Source organism: Pseudomonas sp. PSKL.D1 (genome assembly GCF_028898945.1).
Taxonomy (GTDB): Bacteria; Pseudomonadota; Gammaproteobacteria; order Pseudomonadales; family Pseudomonadaceae; genus Aquipseudomonas.
The window spans coordinates 2086007-2110064 of record NZ_CP118607.1; the positions used below are offsets into that span (position 1 = coordinate 2086007).

At 63.6% G+C, this 24058-nt stretch carries 21 protein-coding genes; 12 read left to right on the forward strand and 9 right to left on the reverse strand.

Features of this window, described 5'->3' with window-relative positions; all coding sequences use genetic code 11:
* Positions 1-114 precede the first annotated feature (114 nt).
* Entirely contained in the window at positions 115-1371 is a 1257-nt protein-coding gene (gene icd / locus PVV54_RS09260) for an NADP-dependent isocitrate dehydrogenase (RefSeq protein WP_274909633.1), read from the forward strand.
* A gap of 72 nt (positions 1372-1443) precedes the next feature.
* Here icd and cspD read toward each other — a convergent pair whose 3' ends face one another.
* Positions 1444-1704 carry a cold shock domain-containing protein CspD gene (gene cspD, locus PVV54_RS09265; RefSeq protein WP_274909634.1) on the reverse strand — a complete coding sequence of 87 codons (261 nt, stop codon included), beginning with the start codon at positions 1702-1704 and terminating at the stop codon, positions 1444-1446.
* Between the two features lie 230 nt (positions 1705-1934).
* On the opposite strand from cspD, the gene clpS reads away from it, so the two are divergent.
* Together clpS and clpA are read left to right on the forward strand one after the other, a co-directional pair.
* Entirely contained in the window at positions 1935-2297 is a 363-nt protein-coding gene (gene clpS, locus PVV54_RS09270; RefSeq protein ID WP_013973290.1) for an ATP-dependent Clp protease adapter ClpS, read from the forward strand.
* Positions 2298-2327: 30 nt separating this feature from the next.
* Positions 2328-4598, forward strand: coding sequence for an ATP-dependent Clp protease ATP-binding subunit ClpA (gene clpA / locus PVV54_RS09275; RefSeq protein ID WP_274909635.1), 2271 nt, complete (start codon positions 2328-2330; stop codon positions 4596-4598).
* Between the two features lie 218 nt (positions 4599-4816).
* Here clpA and infA read toward each other — a convergent pair whose 3' ends face one another.
* From infA to aat, 3 genes are all read right to left on the reverse strand, one after another.
* Positions 4817-5035, reverse strand: a complete 219-nt coding sequence (infA, locus tag PVV54_RS09280) for a translation initiation factor IF-1 (protein WP_002553999.1) — start codon at positions 5033-5035, stop codon at positions 4817-4819.
* A 101-nt stretch (positions 5036-5136) separates the two neighbouring features.
* Positions 5137-5844: an arginyltransferase gene (locus tag PVV54_RS09285; protein WP_274909636.1), complete on the reverse strand. Its 708-nt coding sequence runs from the start codon at positions 5842-5844 to the stop codon at positions 5137-5139.
* A gap of 55 nt (positions 5845-5899) precedes the next feature.
* A complete protein-coding gene (gene aat, locus PVV54_RS09290; protein WP_274909637.1) occupies positions 5900-6580 on the reverse strand; it encodes a leucyl/phenylalanyl-tRNA--protein transferase in 681 nt (226 codons plus the stop codon).
* 302 nt (positions 6581-6882) lie between these two features.
* Here aat and PVV54_RS09295 point away from each other — a divergent pair, with 302 nt between their 5' ends.
* From PVV54_RS09295 to cysG, 6 genes are all read left to right on the forward strand, one after another.
* Positions 6883-9423, forward strand: coding sequence for a DNA translocase FtsK (locus PVV54_RS09295; protein ID WP_446731457.1), 2541 nt, complete (start codon positions 6883-6885; stop codon positions 9421-9423).
* A gap of 62 nt (positions 9424-9485) precedes the next feature.
* The gene (gene lolA, locus PVV54_RS09300) at positions 9486-10109 is read left to right on the forward strand and encodes an outer membrane lipoprotein chaperone LolA (RefSeq protein ID WP_274909639.1); all 624 of its coding nucleotides are present in this window, start codon (positions 9486-9488) and stop codon (positions 10107-10109) included.
* Between the two features lie 12 nt (positions 10110-10121).
* On the forward strand, positions 10122-11447 hold the full coding sequence (locus tag PVV54_RS09305; RefSeq protein ID WP_274909640.1) for a replication-associated recombination protein A: 1326 nt from the start codon (positions 10122-10124) through the stop codon (positions 11445-11447).
* A complete protein-coding gene (gene crcB / locus PVV54_RS09310) occupies positions 11444-11818 on the forward strand; it encodes a fluoride efflux transporter CrcB (RefSeq protein WP_274909641.1) in 375 nt (124 codons plus the stop codon). The genes PVV54_RS09305 and crcB overlap by 4 nt, the downstream gene beginning before the upstream one ends.
* A gap of 31 nt (positions 11819-11849) precedes the next feature.
* Complete coding sequence (serS, locus tag PVV54_RS09315) at positions 11850-13130, forward strand: serine--tRNA ligase (RefSeq protein ID WP_274909642.1); 1281 nt, start codon at positions 11850-11852, stop codon at positions 13128-13130.
* Positions 13131-14522, forward strand: coding sequence for a siroheme synthase CysG (gene cysG, locus PVV54_RS09320; RefSeq protein ID WP_274909643.1), 1392 nt, complete (start codon positions 13131-13133; stop codon positions 14520-14522).
* Positions 14523-14773: 251 nt separating this feature from the next.
* On the opposite strand, the gene PVV54_RS09325 is transcribed toward cysG, so the two are convergent.
* The 5 genes from PVV54_RS09325 to PVV54_RS09345 all read right to left on the reverse strand — a co-directional run bounded on the left by PVV54_RS09325 (position 14774) and on the right by PVV54_RS09345 (position 19856).
* Positions 14774-16099 carry an OprD family porin gene (locus PVV54_RS09325; RefSeq protein ID WP_274909644.1) on the reverse strand — a complete coding sequence of 442 codons (1326 nt, stop codon included), beginning with the start codon at positions 16097-16099 and terminating at the stop codon, positions 14774-14776.
* Positions 16100-16166: 67 nt separating this feature from the next.
* On the reverse strand, positions 16167-16565 hold the full coding sequence (locus PVV54_RS09330; RefSeq protein WP_274909645.1) for a PPC domain-containing DNA-binding protein: 399 nt from the start codon (positions 16563-16565) through the stop codon (positions 16167-16169).
* Entirely contained in the window at positions 16562-17113 is a 552-nt protein-coding gene (locus PVV54_RS09335) for a hypothetical protein (protein ID WP_274909646.1), read from the reverse strand. Before PVV54_RS09335 ends, PVV54_RS09330 begins: the two co-directional genes overlap by 4 nt.
* Positions 17110-18690 carry an acyl-CoA synthetase gene (locus tag PVV54_RS09340; RefSeq protein WP_274909647.1) on the reverse strand — a complete coding sequence of 527 codons (1581 nt, stop codon included), beginning with the start codon at positions 18688-18690 and terminating at the stop codon, positions 17110-17112. Before PVV54_RS09340 ends, PVV54_RS09335 begins: the two co-directional genes overlap by 4 nt.
* Positions 18687-19856 (reverse strand): acetyl-CoA acetyltransferase, encoded by a 1170-nt coding sequence (locus PVV54_RS09345; RefSeq protein WP_274909648.1) that lies wholly within the window; start codon positions 19854-19856, stop codon positions 18687-18689. Before PVV54_RS09345 ends, PVV54_RS09340 begins: the two co-directional genes overlap by 4 nt.
* A 392-nt stretch (positions 19857-20248) precedes the next feature.
* Between PVV54_RS09345 and PVV54_RS09350 the strand changes: the two genes are divergently transcribed.
* From PVV54_RS09350 to PVV54_RS09360, 3 genes are read left to right on the forward strand one after another with little or no spacing between them, the layout of a single operon-like run.
* Entirely contained in the window at positions 20249-21280 is a 1032-nt protein-coding gene (locus PVV54_RS09350) for a TRAP transporter substrate-binding protein (RefSeq protein WP_274909649.1), read from the forward strand.
* Entirely contained in the window at positions 21280-23160 is a 1881-nt protein-coding gene (locus PVV54_RS09355) for a TRAP transporter large permease (RefSeq protein WP_274910412.1), read from the forward strand. Before PVV54_RS09350 ends, PVV54_RS09355 begins: the two co-directional genes overlap by 1 nt.
* Before the next feature lie 12 nt (positions 23161-23172).
* Positions 23173-23964, forward strand: a complete 792-nt coding sequence (locus PVV54_RS09360; RefSeq protein ID WP_274909650.1) for an SDR family NAD(P)-dependent oxidoreductase — start codon at positions 23173-23175, stop codon at positions 23962-23964.
* The last annotated feature ends 94 nt before the right edge of the window (positions 23965-24058 follow it).

Consider the following 24058-nt stretch of genomic DNA (forward strand, 5'->3'; position numbering starts at 1 on the left):
AGACGTAGGGGCAATGTGGTGAGTTGTCGCAGTGCTTGCGCGTCAGCGGATGTGGTTTAGGCTCAGTGGGATCGCATGATGTCCAATCACACCCGAACGCGGAGTAGTGCAAGCATGGGATACCAGAAAATCAAGGTTCCGACCGACGGCACCAAGATCACCGTCAATGCCGACCATTCGCTCAATGTGCCTGACCGCCCGATCATTCCTTATATCGAAGGTGACGGGATTGGTGTCGATGTGTCGCCCGTCATGATCAAGGTGGTGGATGCTGCCGTGCAAAAAGCCTACGGCGGCAAGCGCAAGATCGCCTGGATGGAGGTGTATGCCGGCGAGAAAGCCACCCAGGTGTATGACCAGGATACCTGGCTGCCGCAGGAAACCCTCGATGCGGTGCGTGAGTATGTGGTGTCGATCAAGGGGCCTTTGACCACGCCGGTGGGTGGCGGCATCCGTTCGCTGAACGTGGCCCTGCGCCAGCAGCTGGACCTTTATGTATGCCTGCGGCCGGTGTTGTGGTTCCAGGGCGTGCCGAGCCCGGTGAAAAAGCCGGGTGACGTGGACATGGTGATCTTCCGCGAAAACTCCGAGGACATTTATGCCGGCATCGAATGGAAGGCCGGCTCGCCCGAAGCCAACAAGGTGATCAAGTTCCTCAAGGAGGAAATGGGCGTCACCAAGATCCGCTTCGACCAGGACTGCGGCATCGGCGTCAAGCCGGTCTCCCGCGAGGGCACCAAGCGCCTGGTGCGCAAGGCCCTGCAGTACGTGGTCGACAATGACCGCGAATCGCTCACCCTGGTGCACAAGGGCAACATCATGAAGTTCACCGAAGGGGCCTTCAAGGACTGGGGCTATGAAGTGGCTCGCGACGAGTTCGGCGCCGAGTTGCTCGATGGCGGCCCGTGGATGAAGTTCAAAAACCCAAGGACCGGCCGCGAAGTCATCGTCAAGGACGCCATCGCCGATGCCATGTTGCAGCAGATTTTGCTGCGCCCGGCAGAGTACGATGTGATTGCCACGCTGAACCTCAACGGTGACTACCTTTCCGATGCCCTGGCGGCGGAAGTGGGCGGTATCGGCATCGCGCCGGGGGCCAACCTGTCCGACACCGTGGCCATGTTCGAGGCCACCCACGGCACCGCGCCCAAGTACGCCGGGCAGGACAAGGTCAACCCAGGGTCGGTGATTTTGTCGGCAGAGATGATGCTGCGGCACATGGGCTGGACCGAGGCGGCCGACCTGATCATCAAAGGCACCAATGGCGCGATTGCGGCCAAGACCGTGACCTATGACTTCGAGCGGCTGATGGAGGGGGCCAGGCTGGTGGGCAGTTCAGGGTTTGGCGACGAGATGATCAAGCATATGTAAGCCAATCAAAAACCGGCCGCCTTGGGTAAAGAGGCGGCCGGTTTTTTCGTTTCAGGCACTGGATGGCGCGATTCAGACCGTCACGGGAACGTTGTTTTTCGTTGTTTCGCCGTTGCTGGTCGTCACGCTCGCGCTGGTGATGTTCACCGCGTGCAGTCCTTTGGGGCCCTGGACGATATCGAAGTTCACGGCCTGGCCAGCCTTGAGCGTCTTGTATCCGTCCATCTGGATTGCGGAATAATGGGCGAACAGATCAACGTTGTCTTTGCCCTCTTCAAGCACGAATCCGTAGCCCTTGGCATTGTTGAACCACTTGACTTTACCGCTTGCCATCCCTATGTCCCTCTGCAAAGGACTCCATCACTGGAGTATCATCCACGTCATCCGCATACGAACCATGCGAAAAATCTGGTTGACTGCGCGGATCTTTATCGACCACGGTGGGTTCTTATTGGTTGTAACACCGTTTTGCCGATAGTCAAGGCCGCCCGGCGCCTGCGCTGGGGGCGGCTTGTGCGGTCAACCCATAACCCTAACTTGCCGATCATGATGAAATTCTTTCCATGCATGCACCTAGCGAGATTCGACTAACATTCAATCAGGATCGCCCGCAATCGAATGAGGACGACGGCTCGGGGCTTGCGGTACAGGAAGCCAAGCCGATCCTGCAGGCGCCACCGATGTACAAGGTGGTTTTGTTCAACGATGACTACACACCGATGGATTTCGTCGTCGAAGTGCTCGAGACGTTCTTCAATCTGAACCGCGAGCTGGCAACGAAGATCATGCTGACCGTCCATACAGAAGGGCGGGCAGTGTGCGGATTGTTTACCCGTGACATCGCCGAAACAAAGGCCATGCAGGTCAACCAATACGCCAGGGAAAGCCAGCATCCGCTACTCTGTGAAATCGAGAAGGACGGTTAATCGCCGACCACTTGGGTATGAGGTGAAGCTATGTTAAACCGCGAGCTCGAAGTCACCCTCAATCTGGCCTTCAAGGAGGCTCGTTCGAAGCGTCATGAGTTCATGACCGTCGAGCATCTGCTGCTGGCACTCCTTGACAATGAGGCTGCCGCGACCGTTCTGCGCGCCTGTGGCGCCAATCTCGACAAACTCAAGCACGACCTGCAAGAGTTCATCGATTCCACCACGCCGTTGATTCCAGTCAACGACGAGGACCGTGAAACCCAGCCAACCCTGGGCTTCCAGCGTGTGCTGCAGCGTGCCGTGTTCCACGTGCAAAGCTCCGGCAAGCGCGAAGTCACCGGCGCCAACGTACTGGTGGCGATTTTCAGCGAACAGGAAAGCCAGGCCGTGTTTTTGCTCAAGCAGCAAAGCGTGGCCCGCATCGATGTGGTCAACTACATCGCTCACGGCATCTCCAAGGTGCCGGGCCATGGTTCGCATGCTGAAAGCGATCAGGAAATGCAGGACGAGGAGGGCGGCGAGTCGTCGTCTTCCAGCAACCCGCTGGATGCCTATGCCAGCAACCTGAACGAACTGGCACGGGCTGGGCGTATCGACCCGCTGGTGGGGCGTGAGCAGGAAGTCGAGCGTGTGGCGCAGATCCTTGCCCGTCGCCGCAAGAACAACCCGCTGCTGGTGGGTGAGGCCGGTGTAGGCAAAACCGCCATCGCCGAAGGCCTGGCCAAGCGCATTGTTGATGGCCAGGTGCCTGACCTGCTGGCGCAAAGCGTGGTGTACTCCCTGGACCTGGGCGCACTGCTGGCCGGTACCAAATACCGTGGTGATTTCGAGAAGCGCTTCAAAGCGCTGCTCGGCGAGTTGCGCAAGCGCCCGCAGGCGATCCTGTTCATCGACGAAATCCACACCATCATCGGTGCCGGTGCGGCATCGGGCGGGGTGATGGATGCGTCCAACCTGCTCAAGCCGCTGCTGTCGTCCGGCGAGATCCGCTGCATCGGCTCGACCACCTTCCAGGAGTTCCGAGGCATCTTCGAGAAAGACCGTGCCCTGGCGCGGCGCTTCCAGAAGGTCGATGTCAGCGAGCCATCGGTTGAAGACACCGTCGGCATCCTGCGTGGCCTGAAAGGCCGCTTCGAAAGCCACCACAACATCGAGTACAGCGATGAAGCCCTGCGTGCAGCGGCCGAACTGGCCTCGCGCTACATCAACGACCGCCACATGCCGGACAAGGCCATCGACGTGATCGACGAGGCCGGTGCCTATCAGCGCCTGCAGCCTGAGGCGAACCGGGTCAAGCGCATCGATGTGCCGCAAGTGGAAGACATCGTCGCCAAGATCGCGCGTATTCCGCCGAAGCATGTCACCAGCTCTGATAAGGAGCTGCTGCGTAACCTGGAGCGTGACCTGAAGCTGACCGTGTTTGGTCAGGACCAGGCCATCGATTCGCTGGCCACGGCCATCAAGCTGTCCCGCGCGGGCCTTAAATCGCCAGACAAACCTGTCGGTTCGTTCCTGTTCGCCGGCCCTACCGGTGTGGGCAAGACCGAGGCGGCGCGGCAGTTGGCCAAGGCGCTGGGCGTGGAGCTGGTGCGTTTCGACATGTCCGAGTACATGGAGCGTCACACCGTGTCGCGCCTGATCGGTGCGCCACCTGGCTACGTCGGATTCGACCAGGGCGGCCTGCTGACCGAGGCCATCACCAAGCAACCGCACTGCGTGCTGCTGCTCGATGAAATCGAGAAGGCCCACCCCGAAGTCTTCAACCTGCTGCTGCAGGTGATGGATCACGGCACCCTGACCGACAACAACGGGCGCAAGGCGGACTTCCGCAATGTGATCCTGATCATGACCACCAACGCCGGCGCCGAAACCGCCGCGCGGGCCTCGATCGGCTTCACCCACCAGGACCACGCGTCCGACGCGATGGAGGTGATTCGCAAGAGCTTCACGCCGGAGTTCCGCAACCGTCTGGACACCATCATCCAGTTTGGTCGCTTGAGCCACGAGACGATCAAGAGCATCGTCGACAAGTTCCTCATCGAACTGCAGGCGCAGCTGGAAGACAAGCGTGTGCTGCTGGAAGTCAGCGATGCCGCCCGCGGCTGGCTGGCTGCCAGTGGTTACGATGTGCAGATGGGTGCGCGGCCGATGGCGCGGCTTATCCAGGACAAGATCAAACGGCCGCTGGCCGAGGAGATTTTGTTTGGCGAGCTGGCCGAGCATGGCGGTGTGGTGCACATCGACTTGCGCGATGGCGAACTGGTGTTCGACTTCGAGACCACGGCTGAGGTTGCATGACAGCGGGGCCGCTTTGCGGCCCATCGCGGCTGAAGCCGCTCCTACAAGGGGGCGCATGGGCCTGTAGATAACGGGGCCGCTTTGCGGCCCATCGCGGATGAATCCGCTCCTACAGGGGGTATGGGCCTGTAGGAGCGGCTTTAGCCGCGATGGCCGCGACGCGGTCTTGAAGGCACAAAAAAGCCCGGCACATGGCCGGGCTTTTTCATGGCTTGAGCTTAGCGCGCACGGTAAGTGATGCGGCCCTTGCTCAGGTCGTACGGCGTCAGTTCGACGCGGACCTTGTCGCCAGTGAGAATACGGATGTAGTTCTTGCGCATTTTGCCAGAAATATGCGCGGTTACGACGTGCCCGTTTTCCAACTCCACGCGGAACATGGTGTTGGGCAGGGTGTCGACGACAGTACCTTCCATTTCGAAGCTGTCTTCTTTCGACATGCAGTAGAGCCCTCGGATCCAGTGTTGGCCCGACGCATATCCGCACCGGGCAAAAAAGTGGCGTGGATTATGCCCGAAAAGAGTGTGTCAAGCCAATGCTTTCAATTGAGGGTGACCCAACGCTGGTTGATCAGCAGCTCGATGGGGCGGTACTGGGTCTTGTAGTTCATTTTCTTGCAGTTTTTGATCCAGTAACCCAGGTACACCGCTTCCAGGTCCTGGCGCAGGGCCTCGGTGATTTGCCAGAGGATGGCAAAACGCCCCAGGCTACGGCGTTCCTCATCCGGTTCATAAAAGGTGTACACGGCCGAAAGCCCGTTGGGCAGCAGGTCGCACACGGCAATGGCCAGCAGGCGCCCGGCCAGGCGGAACTCGTAGAACCAGCAGAACGGCAGGTCGCGCACCAGGAAGGTGGAAAACTGGTCGCGGCTCGGCGGGTACATGTCGCCGTCGGCATGGCGTGTTTCGATATAGCGCCGGTAAAGGTCGAAATATTCTTCCTTGAACGCCGGCCGGGCGGCGGTCACGGTCAGGTCGGCATTGCGCTTGAGGATGCGCCGCTGCTGGCGGTTGGGGATGAAGCGGGCCGCGGGGATGCGCGCCGGTACGCAGGCGTTGCAGTTCTGGCAATGCGGGCGGTACAGGTGGTCGCCGCTGCGGCGAAAGCCCATTTCCGACAGGTCGGCATACACGTTCACGTCCATCGGCTGGCTGGGGTCGAGGAACAGCGTGGTCGCCTGCTCGTCCGGCAGGTAGCTGCAGGAGTGGGGCTGAGTGGCATAGAACTTCAACCGCGCCAGCTCTGTCATGATCAACCCCTCGGTGAGACTTTGCTTTAAGTGTAAGCCAGCTGGCAAAACTCGCCTAGCAAACCCAGGTGGCGCTGTTGGGCTGGTCGAGGTGGCCTTCAAGGTAGCGGGCGAACTCCGGGCGGCCAATGGCGCGGGCGCCCAGGCTGTGCAGGTGATTGGTCGGCATCTGGCAGTCGATCAGCACAAAGCCAGCCTCGCGCAGGTGGTTGACCAGGGTGACGAAGCCGACCTTGGAGGCGTTGTCGGCGCGGCTGAACATCGACTCGCCAAAAAACAGCTGCCCCATGGCCAGGCCGTAGAGGCCGCCGACCAGTTCGCCGTCCTGGCGAACCTCCACCGAGTGGGCAATGCCGCGTCGGTGCAGTTCGCAATAGGCATTGCGCATGGTGTCGGTGATCCAGGTGCCGTCGGCGTAGTCCCTGGGCGCGGCGCAGGCGGCGATCACGGCCGGGAAGTCGCTGTCGAAACTGACCTGGTAACGGCCCTGGCGCATCAGTTTGGCCAGCGAACGCGACACGTGCAGCTCGCCCGGGAACAGCACGGTGCGCGGGTCGGGCGACCACCACAGGATCGGCTGGCCATCCGAGTACCACGGGAAGCAGCCATGGCGATAGGCTTGTACCAGGCGGTCGGGGCTCAGGTCACCACCGGCCGCGAGCAGGCCGTTGGGGTCGTGCAGGGCCTTTTCCAGGGGCGGGAAGGTCAGCGAGTCGCGGGTCAGCCAGGTGAGCATGGTCTATCGTGCGGTGGGGGAGGGGAGCGGGCAGCATGGCGTGGGTGGCAGGCAGGGTCAATGCCTTTGGCCTGAGGCGGTTTCCGCTGACATCACAATAGGCAATTTCCTACACATTCATGAAACCTTAGGCACCATCCGCTACCTTTGCTGTCACACCTGTGCAAAAACACAGCATAAGCCTTTGTCACAAAAGAAAATGCATGCTCAAATTGCAGGTATACGAAAGTCGCCCCCGCCAACGTGCCATATGGCGTGCCGCCATGGCAGGCGTTGGGCAGTAATGTTAAAAGTAGTGGTTCATTGGCCAGACACCGGCCGATCATTACTGGACGCGCAGTACGCGCAGGAATAGACGCGTTTTGAAGAAATCCACCGCAACTCCAGCCCCTTTGCCCGTGCCCCTGTGGCGACAGCAGTTGCATTACCGCCTCAAGGAAGGTGCGTTGATCGCTGTCGGCGCCATGTGCCTATACCTGTGGATGGCACTGCTGACCTACGACAACGCAGACCCGGGCTTCAGCCACACCGCCAGCAACGTCGACCAGGTGCAGAACGCCGCCGGGCGTGCTGGCGCCTATTTTGCCGACATCATGTTCATGGTGCTGGGCTACTTCGCCTACATCTTCCCGCTGCTGCTGGCGATCAAGACCTGGCAAATCTTCCGCGAACGCCACCAGCCCTGGCAGTGGAGCGGCTGGTTGTTCTCCTGGCGGCTGATCGGCCTGGTGTTCCTGGTGCTGTCGGGCGCGGCCCTGGCGCACATTCACTTCCACCCGCCGGCCAGCCTGCCGTTTTCCGCAGGCGGGGCGCTGGGCGAAAGCCTGGGCGACCTGGCGCGCAACCTGCTGAACGTGCAGGGCAGCACGCTGATGTTCATTGCCCTGTTCCTGTTCGGGCTGACCGTGTTCACCGACCTGTCGTGGTTCAAGGTGATGGACCTGACCGGCAAGATCACCCTCGACCTGTTCGAACTGGTGCAAGGTGCGGCCAGCCGCTGGTGGGAGGCGCGCAACGAGCGCAAGCGCCTGGAGGCGCAGCTGCGTGAGGTTGATGAACCGGTCTTCGACCTGGGAGCCAAGGCCGACAAGCGTGATGTGGCCAAGCCGCAGCCGCGTGAGCGAGCCGAGCCTGTGGTTTTGCGCGACGAGCCGTCGGCGCGGCCGGTTGCCCCACGTGAACCGACAATTTCCCGTGAGCCTGTGGTGCCGCGCGAGACGATCGTGCCCCGCGAGCAGCCTGCAGCACCGGTCATCATCCCGCCAGCTGCACCAAAGGCGCCGGAGCCAAGCAAGCGGGTGATGAAGGAAAAGCAGACCCCGCTGTTCGTGGACAGCGCCGTGGAAGGCACCTTGCCGTGTATTTCGATCCTCGACCCGGCCGAACAGAAAAAAATCGAGTACTCGCCAGAATCGCTGGCGGGCGTCGGCCAGTTGCTGGAGGTCAAGCTCAAGGAGTTTGGCGTGGAGGTCGCGGTGGACTCCATCCACCCGGGCCCGGTAATTACCCGATACGAAATCCAGCCGGCAGCCGGCGTGAAAGTCAGCCGCATCGCCAACCTGGCCAAGGACCTTGCCCGCTCCCTGGCGGTGACCAGCGTGCGTGTGGTCGAGGTGATTCCCGGCAAGACCACCGTGGGTATCGAAATCCCCAACGAAAACCGGCAGATGGTGCGCTTCTCCGAAGTGTTGTCCACGCCGCAGTATGACGAGCAGAAATCGCCGGTCACCCTGGCCCTGGGCCATGATATCGGCGGCAAGCCGGTGATCACCGACCTGGCCAAGATGCCCCACCTGCTGGTGGCCGGTACCACCGGTTCCGGTAAGTCGGTGGGTGTGAACGCGATGATCCTGTCGATCCTGTTCAAGTCCAGCCCGGAAGACGCGCGGCTGATCATGATCGACCCGAAAATGCTCGAACTGTCGATCTACGAGGGCATCCCGCACCTGCTGTGCCCGGTGGTCACCGACATGAAAGACGCCGCCAACGCCCTGCGCTGGAGCGTGGCCGAGATGGAGCGGCGCTATAAGCTGATGGCGGCCATGGGCGTGCGTAACCTGGCCGGCTTCAACCGCAAGGTCAAGGACGCCCAGGAAGCCGGCGAAATCATCCACGACCCGCTGTACCGCCGCGAGAGCATGGATGACGAGCCTCCGGCCCTGAAAACCCTGCCGACCATCGTGGTGGTGGTGGACGAATTCGCCGACATGATGATGATCGTCGGCAAGAAGGTCGAAGAGCTGATCGCCCGTATCGCGCAGAAGGCGCGGGCCGCGGGCATTCACCTGATCCTCGCCACCCAGCGCCCGTCGGTGGACGTGATCACCGGCCTGATCAAGGCCAACATCCCTACGCGCATGGCGTTCCAGGTGTCGAGCAAGATCGACTCGCGGACCATCATCGACCAGGGTGGCGCCGAGCAACTGCTGGGCCACGGTGACATGCTGTACATGCCGCCGGGCACCAGCCTGCCAATTCGTGTACACGGTGCGTTCGTGTCGGACGATGAAGTGCACCGCGTGGTGGAAGCGTGGAAGCTGCGCGGCGCGCCGGACTACAACGACGACATCCTCAACGGCGTCGAAGAGGCCGGCAGCAGCTTCGAAGGTGGCGGCGGCGGTGGTGATGGCGAAGATTCGGAAAGCGATGCCCTGTATGATGAGGCCGTGCAGTTCGTGCTGGAAAGCCGCCGCGCGTCCATTTCGGCGGTGCAGCGCAAGCTCAAGATAGGTTACAACCGCGCCGCCCGCATGATCGAAGCCATGGAAATGGCCGGCGTGGTCACCCCCATGAACAGCAACGGCTCGCGGGAAGTGATTGCCCCGGGCGGCCCGCGCGACTGAAGTACACCCTGCCGGGCGCCAACGGCGGCGCCCGGCCAATTCAATGCTCAATGAGGATTCCCATGCGCGCGATTCGCATGCTGTTGGTTTCTGCCCTGGCCCTGGGCTGCGCTTCGGCATTTGCCGGTGAGCAGGACGTGCAACGCCTGACCCAGTTGCTGGAAAAGTCGCAGACCATCGAGGCCAACTTCTCCCAGCTGACCCTGGACGCCGGCGGCACCAGCCTGCAGGAGACCAAGGGCAACATGACGGTCAAGCGCCCGGGCCTGTTCTACTGGCACACCGATGCGCCCCAGGAGCAGGTGGTGGTGTCGGACGGCAAGAACGTCACCCTGTGGGACCCGGACCTGGAGCAGGCGACCATCAAGAAGCTCGACCAGCGCCTGAACCAGACCCCGGCGCTGCTGCTGTCCGGTGATGTGTCCAAGATCAGCCAGAGCTTCGACATCACTTCCAAGGAGCAGGGCGAAGTGATGGACTTCACCCTCAAGCCCAAGACCAAGGACACCCTGTTCGATTCGCTGCGCGTGTCGTTCCGCCGTGGCCTGATCAATGACATGCAGCTGATCGACAGCGTCGGCCAGCGCACCAACATCCTGTTCAATGGCGTGAAGGCCAACGGGGCAGTGCCGGACAGCAAGTTCAAGTTCGACATCCCCAAAGGCGCGGACGTCATCAAGGAGTAACCGGAACTCGCCATGGACCTGTTTCGAAGCGAACCTGTCGCCCAGCCCCTGGCCGCCCGGCTGCGTCCGTCCAACCTGGACGAGTACGTGGGCCAGGAGCACCTGCTGGCGCGTGGCAAACCGCTGCGCGAGGCGCTGGAGCAGGGTGCGCTGCATTCGATGATCTTCTGGGGGCCGCCCGGCGTGGGCAAGACCACGCTGGCGCGGCTGCTGGCGCAGTTTTGCGATGCGCATTTCGAAACGGTGTCGGCGGTGCTGGCCGGGGTCAAGGAGATCCGCCAGGCGGTCGAGGTGGCCAAGCAGCAGGCCGGCCAGTATGGCCGGCGTACCATCCTGTTCGTGGACGAAGTGCACCGTTTCAACAAGTCCCAGCAGGACGCCTTCTTGCCCTATGTGGAAGACGGCACGCTGATCTTCATCGGTGCCACCACCGAAAACCCCTCGTTCGAGTTGAACAACGCCTTGCTCTCGCGGGCGCGGGTGTACGTGCTCAAAAGCCTGGACGAAGCTGCGCTGCGCAAGCTGGTTGACCGGGCACTGAGCGAGGAGCGCGGGCTGGGCAAGCGCAACCTGAGGGTGGGCGACGAGGCGTTCAGGATGCTCATGGCCGCCGCCGATGGCGATGGCCGGCGCATGCTCAACTTCCTCGAAAACGCCTCGGACCTGGCCGAAGACGGTGGCGAAATCGGTGTCGATCTGCTGCAAAGCCTGCTCGGCGACAGCCGCCGCCGTTTCGACAAGGGCGGCGAGGCGTTTTACGACCAGATTTCCGCGCTGCACAAATCGGTGCGTGGCTCCAACCCGGATGGCGCGCTGTACTGGTTCGCGCGCATGCTCGATGGCGGCTGCGACCCGCTGTACATCGCCCGGCGCGTGGTGCGCATGGCCAGCGAAGACATCGGCAATGCCGACCCGCGCGCCCTGAGCCTATGCCTGGCGGCCTGGGATGTGCAGGAGCGCCTGGGTAGCCCCGAGGGCGAGCTGGCAGTGGCCCAGGCCATCACCTACATTGCCTGCGCGCCCAAGAGCAACGCCGTGTACATGGGCTTCAAGACCGCCCTGCGCGAAGCGGCCGAGCACGGTTCGCTGGAAGTGCCGCTGCACCTGCGCAACGCGCCGACCAAGCTGATGAAACAATTGGGCTATGGCGACGAGTACCGTTATGCCCATGACGAGCCCGATGCCTACGCTGCCGGTGAGGATTACTTCCCGGAGCAGCTGGAGCCACGCCAGTACTATCAGCCCGTGCCCCGGGGCCTTGAACTGAAAATTGGCGAAAAACTGCGCCACCTGGCCGAACTGGACCGCAACAGCCCCCGCCAACGGAGAAAACCGTGATTGCACTCATCGCCGCCGTCAGTGCGGGCGGCATCGCCGGCACCTTGCTGCGTTTTGCCACAGCCAACTGGGTCACGGCCCACTGGCCTCGGCACTTCTACCTCGGTACGCTGGCGGTCAACCTGGTGGGTTGCCTGCTGATCGGCCTGTTGTACGGGCTGTTTCTGCACAAACCATTGGCGCCGGTGGAACTGCGCGCCGGCCTGATCGTGGGCTTTTTGGGCGGCCTTACCACTTTTTCTTCCTTTTCGCTCGATACCGTGCGCCTGATGGAAAGCGGGCAAGTGCCCCTGGCCGTGGGCTATACCGGTATTAGCGTGATGGGCGGGCTGTTGGCCACCTGGGCCGGCCTGTCCCTGACCCGACTCTGAACCAACCTAATACACATAACGAGAGAACGACATGCTCGATTCCAAACTGTTACGCGGCCAACTTCAGGAAGTGGCGGACCGCCTGGCCTCCCGTGGCTTCAGCCTGGATGTCGCGCGCATCGAATCGCTGGAAGAGCGCCGCAAGGCGGTGCAAACCCGCACCGAACAACTGCAGGCCGAGCGTAACGCCCGTTCCAAGTCCATCGGCCAGGCCAAGGCCAAAGGCGAAGACATCGCCCCGCTGATGGCGGACGTCGAGCGCATGGCCAACGAGCTGGCTGCCGGCAAGGCCGAGCTGGACGGCATCCAGGCCGAGCTGGACGGCATTGTGCTGACCATCCCCAACCTGCCCGATGAAAGCGTGCCGGTCGGCGCCAGCGAAGACGACAACGTTGAAGTGCGCCGTTGGGGCACGCCGCGCGCCTTCGACTTCGAAATCAAGGACCACGTCGCCCTGGGCGAAGTCAGCAAAGGCCTGGACTTCGAAGCCGCCGCCAAACTGTCCGGCGCCCGCTTTGCCGTGCTGCGCGGCCCTGTTGCCCGCCTGCACCGCGCACTGGCGCAGTTCATGATCAACCTGCACACCGGCGAGCACGGTTACGAAGAGCACTACACCCCGTACCTGGTACAGGCCCCTGCGCTGCAGGGCACCGGCCAGTTGCCGAAGTTCGAGGAAGACCTGTTCAAGATCACCCGCGAGGGCGAGGCAGACTTCTACCTGATCCCGACTGCCGAAGTGTCGCTGACCAACCTGGTGGCCGACCAGATTCTGGATGCCAAAGAGCTGCCGAAGAAACTGGTTGCCCACACCCCGTGCTTCCGCAGCGAAGCCGGCGCGTCGGGCCGTGACACCCGTGGCATGATCCGCCAGCACCAGTTCGACAAGGTCGAGATGGTGCAGGTGGTCGAGCCGTCCAAGTCGATGGAAGCACTGGAGGGCCTGACCGCCAACGCCGAGCGCGTCCTTCAGCTGCTGGAGTTGCCGTACCGCGTGCTGGCCCTGTGCACCGGCGACATGGGCTTCGGCGCTGTGAAAACCTACGACCTGGAAGTATGGGTGCCAAGCCAGGACAAGTACCGCGAGATCAGCTCCTGCTCCAACTGCGGTGACTTCCAGGCTCGCCGCATGCAAGCCCGCTGGCGCAACCCGGAAACCGGCAAGCCGGAATTGGTGCACACCCTCAACGGCTCCGGCCTGGCGGTGGGCCGTACTCTGGTGGCGGTGCTGGAGAACTATCAGCAGGCCGACGGTTCGATTCGCGTGCCAGAGGTGCTGAAGCCGTACATGGGCGGCGTCGAGGTTATCCGCTAAATGGATTACCTGCCGCTGTTCCACAAGCTGCAGGGCGGCCGGGTATTGGTCGTCGGCGGCGGCGAAATTGCCTTGCGCAAGGCGCGCCTGCTGGCCGATGCCGGCGCCGCGCTGCGGGTGGTGGCGCCGGACGTCGACGGCCAGCTGGCCGCGCTGGCCCGCGAAGGGGGCGGCGAGGTGCTGGTGCGTGGCTATCAGGCCGATGACCTGACCGGTTGCCGGTTGGTGATCGCGGCTACCGACGACCCTGGGCTCAATGCCCAGGTGTCGGCTGATGCCCAGGCACACAGCCTGCCGGTGAACGTGGTGGATGCGCCGGCCCTGTGCACGGTGATCTTCCCGGCCATCGTCGACCGTTCACCTTTGGTGGTGGCGGTGTCCAGCGGCGGCGACGCCCCGGTGCTGGCGCGCTTGATCCGCGCCAAGCTCGAAGCGTGGATCCCGTCGGCCTATGGCGAGCTGGCAGGGCTGGCGGCGCGCTTCCGGCACAAGGTCAAGGCCTTGTACCCGGACGTGAACCAGCGCCGTGGCTTCTGGGAGACCGTTTTCCAGGGGCCGGTTGCCGAACGCCAGTTGGCCGGGCAGGGGGCCGAGGCCGAGCGCTTGTTGCAGGCCATGGTCGATGGCGCACCGGTGCAGCAGGGCGGCGAGGTATATCTGGTAGGCGCGGGGCCGGGTGACCCGGACTTGCTGACCTTCCGCGCCTTGCGCCTGATGCAGCAGGCCGACGTGGTGCTGTACGACCGGCTGGTGGCGCCTGCCATCATCGAGATGTGCCGGCGCGATGCCGAGCGCATTTACGTGGGCAAGCGCCGTGCAGACCATGCCGTGCCGCAGGACCAGATCAACCGCCTGCTGGTGGACTTGGCCAAACAAGGCAAACGCGTACTGCGCCTCAAAGGCGGCGACCCGTTCATCTTCGGCCGGGGTGGCGAAGAGATCGAAGAGCTGGCCGATGAGGGCATTCCGTTCCAGGTGGTGCCGGGGATTACGGCAGCCAGTGGTTGTTCCGCCTATGGTGGCATTCCGCTGACCCATCGGGATTACGCCCAGTCAGTGCGGTTCGTCACCGGGCACCTGAAGGACGGTACCAGCAACCTGCCTTGGGATGATTTGGTCGCCCCCGCCCAGACTCTGGTGTTCTACATGGGCCTGGTCGGCTTGCCGACCATTTGTGCCGAGCTGATTCGCCATGGGCGTGCGGCAAGCACCCCGGCGGCTTTGGTGCAGCAGGGGACCACACGTAACCAGCGAGTGTTCACCGGTACCCTGGCAGACTTGCCAGAGCTGGTGGCACGCCATGAAGTGCATGCGCCGACCCTGGTGATTGTCGGGGAGGTGGTGCAGTTGCGCGAGAAGCTGGCGTGGTTTGAAGGGGCGCAAAACAGCTGAAGGCTGGCTTCGGGCTACGCTGTCCGGCCGCAAACGCGACGCGTACCCTGTGGCAGCAACTGTCTTGTGCTGATTGTGCCGGCCCCTTCGCGGCTAAAGCCGCTCCCACAGGTTCAGTGCTTACCTCAAGGCATGCGCAATCCCTGTGGGAGCGGATTTATCCGCGAGGCAGCCACCGCGGTGGATGGCACCGGCTTTGCCGGTGTTCGCGGCTGAAGCCGCTCCTACAAGGGTTTGCGGCAAGCTACACGTCAGAACAACGGCACCGAGTAACTCACCGTCAACCGGTTCTGGTCCTGGTCCCACTCACTCGGCACCCCGCTGCGCAACATGCCGTTGCGCCAGCTAAACCCCAGCCCCTTGAGCGTACCGCTCTGCACCACATAGTCCAGGGCGATATCACGTTCCCATTCCTTCTCGTCACCACCTGACGTCATGCGAATGTGCGTGCCCTTCAGGTAGGTCACCGACGCAATCAACCCCGGCACCCCCAGCGCAGCGAAGTTGTAACCATACTGGCCAAAGGTGGTGCGCTCACCCGCGCGGGTGAAGCTGGTCACCAGGCGGTCGGTGAACAGGTAGATGCTCGACCCTGCCGCGCCTTCGCCGGTATTGCCCTGGTTCAACTGCACGAAGTTGCCGCTGTCGGATACCCGCTGGTGGCCGAGCAGCAGCGAATGGCCGCCTACGGCGTAGGTGAACATCGCGCTCCAGGTGTCGTTGTCGATCTTGCCGGGCGTATCGGCAAGGCCGCTCACCTGGTAGCCCGCCGCGCGCCCGTTGGCCGAGTCGTTGCGCCCGTCGGCATCGGTCTTGAAGTAGCGCAGGTCGGTGGTCAGCGACTGGTTGTCGGCCAGCGCCCAGGTGTGTACCAGGCCGGCGAAGTGCTGGACGTAATAGTCCTCGAGTTGCGCGGCGTAATACTGCAGCTTGAGGGCCTGGGTGAGTTGATAGTCGGCGCCGGCAAAGAGAAATTCGTTGCTCTGGCGGGTGCCGCCGGCCACGGCAAGGCCAGAGCGGTTGGTCGACCCCCGGCCTGTGGTGTGTTCCAGGCGCCCGCCAGTCAACGTCAGGCCGTCGATTTCCCTGGAGGTGACCATGCCGCCCTCGAAGGTTTGCGGCAGCACGCGGCCGTCGTTGGCGACCAGAATCGGCAGTTTCGGTTGCAAGGTGCCGTAGCGCGCCTCGGTTTGCGAGAAACGCAGCTTGCCGGTCAGGCCCAAACGGCTCCATTCATCCACGGCGCTGCCGTCGCTGTCGTCGGGAATCATCGAGCTGCCGCGATGATTGCCAGCGCCGCCGTCCAGGCGCACACCGAGCATGCCGAGCGCATCCACGCCGAAACCGACGGTGCCGTCGGTGAAGCCCGATTTGTAGTCGAGCACGAAGCCTTGGGCCCATTCGGCGGTCTTGCTCTGGCCGGCAGCGCCGGCGCGGTCACGGAAATCGTTATTGAAGTAATAGTTGCGCAAGTTGAGGTTGGCTTTGCCGTCCTCGATGAAGGCGGCCTGGGCGGTGGGCAAGGCCAGGCTCGTGGCGGTCAGCAGGTACAGGTGTACAGGGGCTTTTTTTGTCATTGTTGTTTCCTGAGGGCAAAAGGGCGCCCGAAACCACCGGGCGCAAAGGGCGTGGTGCAGCGTTGAATCAATCGGGCAGCCATTCCTGCAAGGTGAGTTCGACGGTGATGAACGACAGGTTGCGGCCGCGTTGCAGGCGGCCGGCGAAGATGTTGCCGGCGGCGTCGGCCAGCACCGCCTGCAGGCGGCTTTGCCCCGCGACGATTTCGCCGCTCAGGCTGAGGATTTCGATGCCCGGGCCGGGTACATGGATATCCTGCATGCCCTGGCGGCCCAGGTAGTGCAGCTCGCCGTCGATCAGGCTGCCAAGGCCGCCGCGCACCACGGCGCAAGCAATGCCGTGGCTGGCGCACAGGGCTTCGGCGCTGTCGATGATGTCTTCGTTCGGCTTGAGCCGCGCGACCACCAGGCGGCCCAGTTGGCCGCTTTGCACGAGGGATTCGACGTTGTCTTGCGGCAAAGTCATGAGGCCTCCTTGAGCACGGGATGCAAGAGGTTGAACTGGGTTTCCGGGTCTGGCTGCACCTGGTAGGCCACCTGGTCGAACAGGCACAGGCGCAGCACCAGCGGCTCGTTGCCGACGATCAGCCGGTCGAGTACCAGGTGGCCGCCGTGTTGATGGCCATCGCGGTCAATGAAGCCGGCATGGCAATGCAGCAGCGGTGTGCCGCTGGCACTTTGGCCAACGGTAATGGCACCGCTGATGAAAGTGATATAGCCATCCAGCACCACCGGCTGGCCGTAGTCGTAGGGGCGCTGCTCATTCTCGGTGGTGACCATGCGGTGGTAACTCAAATGCGCCGCGCCGCCACACAGGATGCGCCCGACGGCGCTTTGATAGCGGCAGCCTTGCAACACTGCCAATAAGCCTTCGGCCACATTGCAGGCCAGCGGCAGCTCCACGCGCAGCTCCTGGCTGTGTGCCACCTCGCAGTCAAGCAGGCGCGGCTGCTGCGGTTGGCCGCCGTGGATGAAGTGGCGCACGCCGCCACGGGTTTCGAAGTGCGGTGTCATACCGGCTGCTCCTGGCCCGCTTCGAGCAGCGTGCGGATGTGTTTCTTGACGATTTTGCCGTAACCGGACTTGGGCATTTCGTGCCAGCGCACAAAGCGTTTGGGCCACTTGTAGCGGGCCAGGCGCGGCTCCAGATGGGCCAGCAGTTGCTCGTCGCTGACCTCGCCCGTGGTCACGATCACCGCACAGCCGCACTCGCCCCACTTTTCGTCGGGCATGCCCAGCACCGCCACCTCGTTGACCGCCGGGTGGGTGAGCAGGGCTTCCTCTATCTCCCGTGGGTACACGTTGGAGCCGCCCGAGATGTACATGTCCGAAGCGCGGCCAGTGATGAACAGGTAACCCTCGTCGTCCACATGGCCGAGGTCGCCGGTGTGGAACCAGCCATGCCGGAAGCACGCGGCGTTGGCGTCGGGGTTGTTGTAGTAACCGGCGAACACCGCCGGGCCGCGCACGCAGATTTCACCGTCGCTGCCGGTGGGCAGTTCGGTGCCGTGCTCATCGAGGATGGCCACCTGCATGCCGGTGCGCGGGTAGCCGCACGAACCCACCTTGGCCTGGGGGCTGTCTTCGGCGTCGTGGCAGTCGGCTGGCAGCACGGTGATGTTGCCGGTGACTTCGCCCAGGCCGTAATACTGCACCAGCACCTTGCCCAATGTGCGCAGGGCATGGCACTGGTCGGCGCGGTACATAGGGGCGCCGGCGTAGATGACGTAGCGCAGGCTGCTGTGGTCGTAGCGCGCCACGGCCGGGTCTTCGGTAAGCATCTTGACGATGGTCGGCACGGTGAACAGGTTGTCGATGCGGTGCGTTTGCACCAGGCGCCAGGCTTCGTCGCAGTCCAGGCGGTCACCGGCAGGCAGCACGCAGGCGGCGCCCCGGGCGACGTTGACCAGGGCATGGATACCGGCGCCGTGGGACAGCGGCGCCAGCACCAGCGAGCGCGACTGGTGGCTGAGGCCGGGCATCAGGTCGGCGAGGTGGTTGTTGACCACGAAGGCCATTTGCCCGTGGGTGAGCACGCCGGCCTTGGGGTGGCCTGTGGTGCCGGAGGTGTAGAAGAACCACAGCGGGTCGTGGTAACGGACCTCGGCCGGGCGGAACGCAGCCTGCAACGGTGCGCCTTCGTCGAGCAGGGCGTCATAGCCCAGCTCACCGCTGCGTGGCGTGCCGATGGCGATGACCGTTTGCAACGCAGGCGATGCCTCGCGCACGGCGTCCACGTAATGAGCGAAGCCCTCGTCGTAAAGCATCGCCACCGCACCGCTGGAGCTGCCCAGGTAAGCGGCTTCCGGTGGGGTGATGCGCACGTTGGTCGGCACCCACACCATGCCCAGGCGAAACGCCACCCAGGCACTTTCGAACAGCTGCAGGTTGTTGCGTGAATGCACCAGCAGCCGGTCACCCTTGGTCAAACCCCGGGCGCGCAAAGCCGCAGCCACGCTGTCTACCCGCTCAAGCAACTGGCGCCACGGCACACACTGCTCACCGCGAATGAAACCCGGCGCGTCAGGCAGGCGGCGGGCCACCTGGGCCAGCAACTCGCCCAGGTTCATCACGTTGTCGATACCCGTCATAGCACGGCCTCCAGGATGCTCACGTAGTTGGTGACAGCCGCGCCGCCCATGTTGAATACCCCGGCACGGTCGGCGCGTGGCAGCTGCATGTCGCCTGCCTGGCCGCTCAGTTGCATCGCTGCCATCACATGCATCGAAACCCCGGTGGCACCAATCGGGTGGCCTTTGGACTTCAGCCCGCCGGACGGGTTGACCGGCAGCCTGCCGTCCTTGTGGCTGATGCCTTCGGCGATTACCCGCGCGCCCTGGCCGCGTTCGGCCAGGCCCATGGCTTCGTATTCGAGCAGTTCGGCAATGGTGAAGCAGTCATGGGTTTCGACCAGCGACAGGTCATCAAGCGTCAGCCGGGCCTGCGCCAGCGCCTGTTGCCAGGCCCGCGCCGCGCCTTCGAACACCGTGGGGTCGCGGCGCGACAGGGGCAGGTAGTCGTTCACCTGCACCGCCGCACGAAAACGCACGGCTGGGCCGCTACGGTCGTGCTGGTCGGCGCGGCTGATCACCAGCGCAGCGGCGCCATCGCTGATCAGCGAACAGTCACTGCGCTTGAGCGGGCCGGCGACAAAGGGGTTTTTCTCCGAAGGCGTGCGGCAGAAGTCGTAGCCGACGTCCCGGCGCATGTGCGCGTAGGGGTTAAGGGCGCCATTGGCGTGGTTCTTGGCGGCGATCATCGCCAGGGCGTCGGACTGGTCGCCGTAGCGGCCGAAGTAGGCGCTGGCGATATTGCCGAACACCCCGGCAAAGCCGCTCTCGATGTCGGCTTCTTCGCGGGCGTAGCAGCATTTGAGCAGGATTTTGCCTACCTCGGCGGTGGGCAGGCCGTTCATTTTCTCGAAGCCCACCACCAGCGCATGCCGCGATTGGCCGCTGAGCACGGCGTGCAGCGCCGAATGGATGGCCGCAGAGCCTGTTGAACAGGCGTTTTCAACACGCACGGCCGGGGTAAAACGCAGCGCAGGCAGGTGGTTGGCCAACAGCGCGCTGGGGAAGTCCTGGTACAGGAAGCCTGCGTTGAAATGGCCGACATGCACGCTGTCGATCTGCTGTGGGTCCAGCCGGGCATGGGCCAGTGCGCCAATGGCGGCGTCGGCCATCATGTGTTCGGGGTCGATGTCGGGAAACTTGCCGAAGGGGGCGTGGTACCAGCCGCTGATGAGGGGTGAATCCATGAGGTGAATCCTCGCTCGATGGGTTTGCGAGGTCGATGGCAAGAACGGTGCCAGCCACTTGGCGAGGCCTCTGCGCCGTGGCTTTGCGAGTATGGGCGGGGTGTAGGCCGGTAGCAGGCGCGGTGCTACAGGTGTCGCCCTGAGCGGCCAGGCGACAGTTCAGGGAGACACCTGTTACACCTGCCGTATCACCGCAGCCAGGCATTCACAATTTGATACATCGGCGCTGCGCACGCTTCTGCCCATGTAAATCAGTGGGTTAGGTGGCTTTAGCTGCGCTTGCGGGCATCAGGTCGGGCAGCCTGGGGCCGGTGGCACTCCAATTGCTATGTCATGTTCACCATCGCCGTATCCCACTCGATCAATAAGAACAAATAGGTCAGGAGAGCTTCATGAGCGATTTCACCCGCCGTTCCTTCATCAAAACGGCCTGCATGGCATCTGCCGCGGTCGCCGCCGCAGGCCTTGGTTTGTACAGCCCCGGTACTCGCGCTGCCGACTTCAAACTCAAGTTCGCCAACAACCTGCCCATCAGCCACCCGATGAACGTGCGGGCCCGGGCCATGGCCAAGGCCATCAAGGAAGAAACCAACGGCGCGCTGACCGTGCAGGTGTTCCCCAGCAGCCAGCTGGGCAGCGATACCGACACCCTGGCCCAAGTGCGTTCCGGCGCGGTGGACCTGTTTTCGCTGTCGCCGGTGATCCTCGGCACGATGGTACCCTCGGTGCAGATCAGCGCGGTAGGCTTTGCCTTCAAGGACTACCAGCAGGTGTGGAGCGCCATGGACGGCGCGCTGGGTGAACACGTGCGGGGCGAAATCGCCAAGACCGGGACGCTGTTCGCCTTCGACCGCATGTGGGACAACGGCTTCCGTGTGACCACCACCAGCACCCGGCCGGTGACCAGCCCCGATGACCTGCGCGGCATGAAACTGCGCGTACCGCCCAGCCCGATCATCATGTCGATCTTCCGCGCCCTGGAGGCGGCGCCCACCAGCATCAACTTCGCCGAAGTGTATTCGGCGCTGCAGACGCGCATCGTCGAAGGCCAGGAAAACCCCATGACCCTGGTGAGCTCGGCCAAGCTGTACGAGGTGCAAAAGTACTGTTCGCTGACCAACCATGTGTGGGACGGCTTCTGGATGCTGGGCAACAGCGCTTCGTTTGCCCGCCTGCCAGCGGACATGCAGGCCATTTTGCGCAAGCACATCAACGAGGCGGTAATGGGCCAGCGCGAAGACCTGGCCAAGCTTGAAGGCAGCACCCGCGACACCTTGAAGGGGCAGGGGCTTGAGCTGGTGGAAGCGCCCGCCGACGCCTTCCGCGACATGCTGCGCAGCGCCAACTACTACGCCGACTGGCACGGCAAGTTCGGCGACGAAGCGTGGGCCATCCTTGAGCAGTTCTCCGGGAAGCTGGCGTGATGCGCGCCCCCGCGCTACCGGCCTCCACCGTTTCGCAGCGCCTGCCGGCCCGGGTGCTGATCTGCCTCAACACCTGGGCCATGCGCCTGGTCGGGGTGATTGCCGTCGCCTTGATGGTGATTGAAACCTTTGTGCTGCTGGCGGGGGTGATTGCCCGCTACGTGCTGCACAGCCCGCTGATCTGGTCTGATGAGCTGGCCTCGTCGCTGTTCATCTGGCTGGCGATGTTTGGCGCGGTGCTGGCACTGGACCGTGGCGAGCACATGCGCATGTCGGCGCTGGTGAACAAACTGCCCGCCACCTGGCGCGGGTTCAGCGAAACCTTGTCTGCATTGATCGTCTGCCTGTTCGTGGCCATGATCATTTCGCCCGCCATGCAGCATTCCCACGAACAAATGTGGATTACCACGCCCGCACTGGGCATCCCCGACGGTGTACGAGCGGCGGCCTTGCCGGTAGGCGCGGTGCTGATGCTGCTGGCGGCCGTGGCGCGCATGGCGCGCTATTCGACGGTGCGCCAGTTCATGGCCGGGTTGGCGGTGGTTGGTGCGGTGGCGGCTGCGCTGTGGCTGGCGCAGCCGCTGCTGGCGGCCATGGGCAACTACAACCTGGTGGTGTTCTTCCTGGTGTTGCTGGGCGCCTGTGTGTTTGGCGGCATCCCGATTGCCTTTGCCTTCGGCACCGCGACCATGGCGTACCTGGCCCTGGCCACCCATGCGCCGCTGTCTATCGTGGTCGGGCGCATGGATGAAGGCATGTCGCACATGGTGCTGCTGGCGGTGCCGCTGTTCGTGCTGCTGGGCGTGGTGCTGCAGCTGTCGGGCATGGCGCGCACGCTGATCGACTTCATGGCCTCGCTGCTGGGCCATGTGCGCGGCGGGTTGCAGTATGTGCTGCTGGGGGCGATGTTCCTGGTGTCGGGCATCTCCGGCTCCAAGGTCGCCGACATGGCGGCCGTGGCCCCTGCGCTGTTCCCCGAAATGAAGCGCCGGGGCTCCAAGCCCGAAGAACTGGCCGCGCTGCTGTCGGCCACCGGTGCGATGACCGAAACCATCCCGCCAAGCCTGGTGCTGATCACCATCGGCGCGGTGTGCAGCGTGTCGATTACCGCGTTGTTCATCGGCGGGTTGATGCCGGCGGTAGTGGCCACCCTGGCCATCGCGGTGGTGTGCTGGTGGCGCTCACGCAAGGATGAAGGGCCGGCCATCGAGCGTGCACCGTTGTCGCGGGTGGCCAAGACCTTCCTGTTCGCCTTGCCGGCGCTGGCCTTGCCGCTGCTGATTCGCGTGGCGGTGCTGGAAGGGGCGGCCACGGCCACCGAGGTGTCGACCATCGGCGTTGCCTACGTGGTGTTGGTGGGGCTGGTGATGCACCTGTTCATGCGCCATATCGAATGGCGCCGGCTGTACCCGATGCTGCTGGAAGCGGCCGCGCTTTCGGGGGCCATTCTGCTGATTATCGGTATGGCGTCGGCCATGGCCTGGGCGCTGACCCAGTCGGGCTTCTCGCAGTCGCTGGTGGAGCTGATCGAGGACATCCCCGGTGGCGTGATCGGGTTCATGGTGGTGACCATCCTCACGTTCCTGATCCTGGGCAGCGTGCTGGAGGGTATCCCGGCCATTGTGCTGTTCGGCCCACTGATGTTCCCGCTGGCCGAGTTGCTGGGCATTCACCCGGTGCATTACGCCATGGTGGTGATCCTGGCCATGGGCGTGGGCCTGTTCGCACCGCCGCTGGGGGTGGGCTTCTACGCCGCCTGCGCCATCAGCAAGACTTCATCCGACCACGTTATCCGCCGCGTCTGGGGTTACCTCGGCGCGTTGCTGGTGGCGTTGGTGATCGTTGCCTGTTTCCCGTGGATTTCCATCGGTTTCCTTTAAGAGAGCCCTGACATGAGCCAAGCTGCGAAAACGACTTTGCCTGTATCCGCCCATGGACGTGTGGCGCTGGTGACTGGTGCCGCGATGGGTATCGGCGCGGCCATCGCCGAACGCCTGGGGCACGACGGCCACACGGTGGTGGTGGCCGATATCAACCTGAGCGCCGCCCAAGAGATGGTTGCCGGCCTGCAGGCCCAGGGCATCGATGCCCTGGCACTGGCCATCGACATTGGTGATGCAGCCTCGATCAGCGCGCTGTTCGCCACCCTGCGAGAGCGTTGTGGGCGCTGTGATGTGCTGGTGAACAACGCGGGCATTGCCCGCACTCAACCCTTCCTGGACACCGAGCTGGAGGGCTGGCAGCGGCTGATGAACGTCAACCTCACCGGCACCCTGCTGTGCAGCCAGCAGGCGGCGCAGCTGATGCGCGAGCAGGGGTGGGGGCGAATCATCAACGTGGCGTCGATCAGCGGCATGCGGGCCAGCATGGGGCGCACGGCGTATGGCACGTCGAAGGCGGCAGTGATCGGCCTGACCCGGCAGATGGCCATTGAGCTGGCCGAGCATGGCATCACTGTAAATGGCATTGCGCCGGGGCCGGTGGACACGCCATTAACGCGCACGCTGCATTCGGCGGCAACGCGTGAATCGTATGCCCGCGCCGTGCCGCTGCGGCGCTATGGCACGCCGGCGGAGATGGCTGGAGCGGTGGCGTTTCTGGCGTCGGAGGATGCGTCGTACATCAGCGGGCATGTGATCCCGGTGGATGGCGGGTTCATGGCATCGGGCATCCTCGAGATCTAGCACAACGCGATCGGTGTAATCGATGGACTCGCCCCCGCCGAGGCATCACAGTGCCACGGTGGCGTTCGAAGAAGCCAACGGCAGCGAGGGCGAG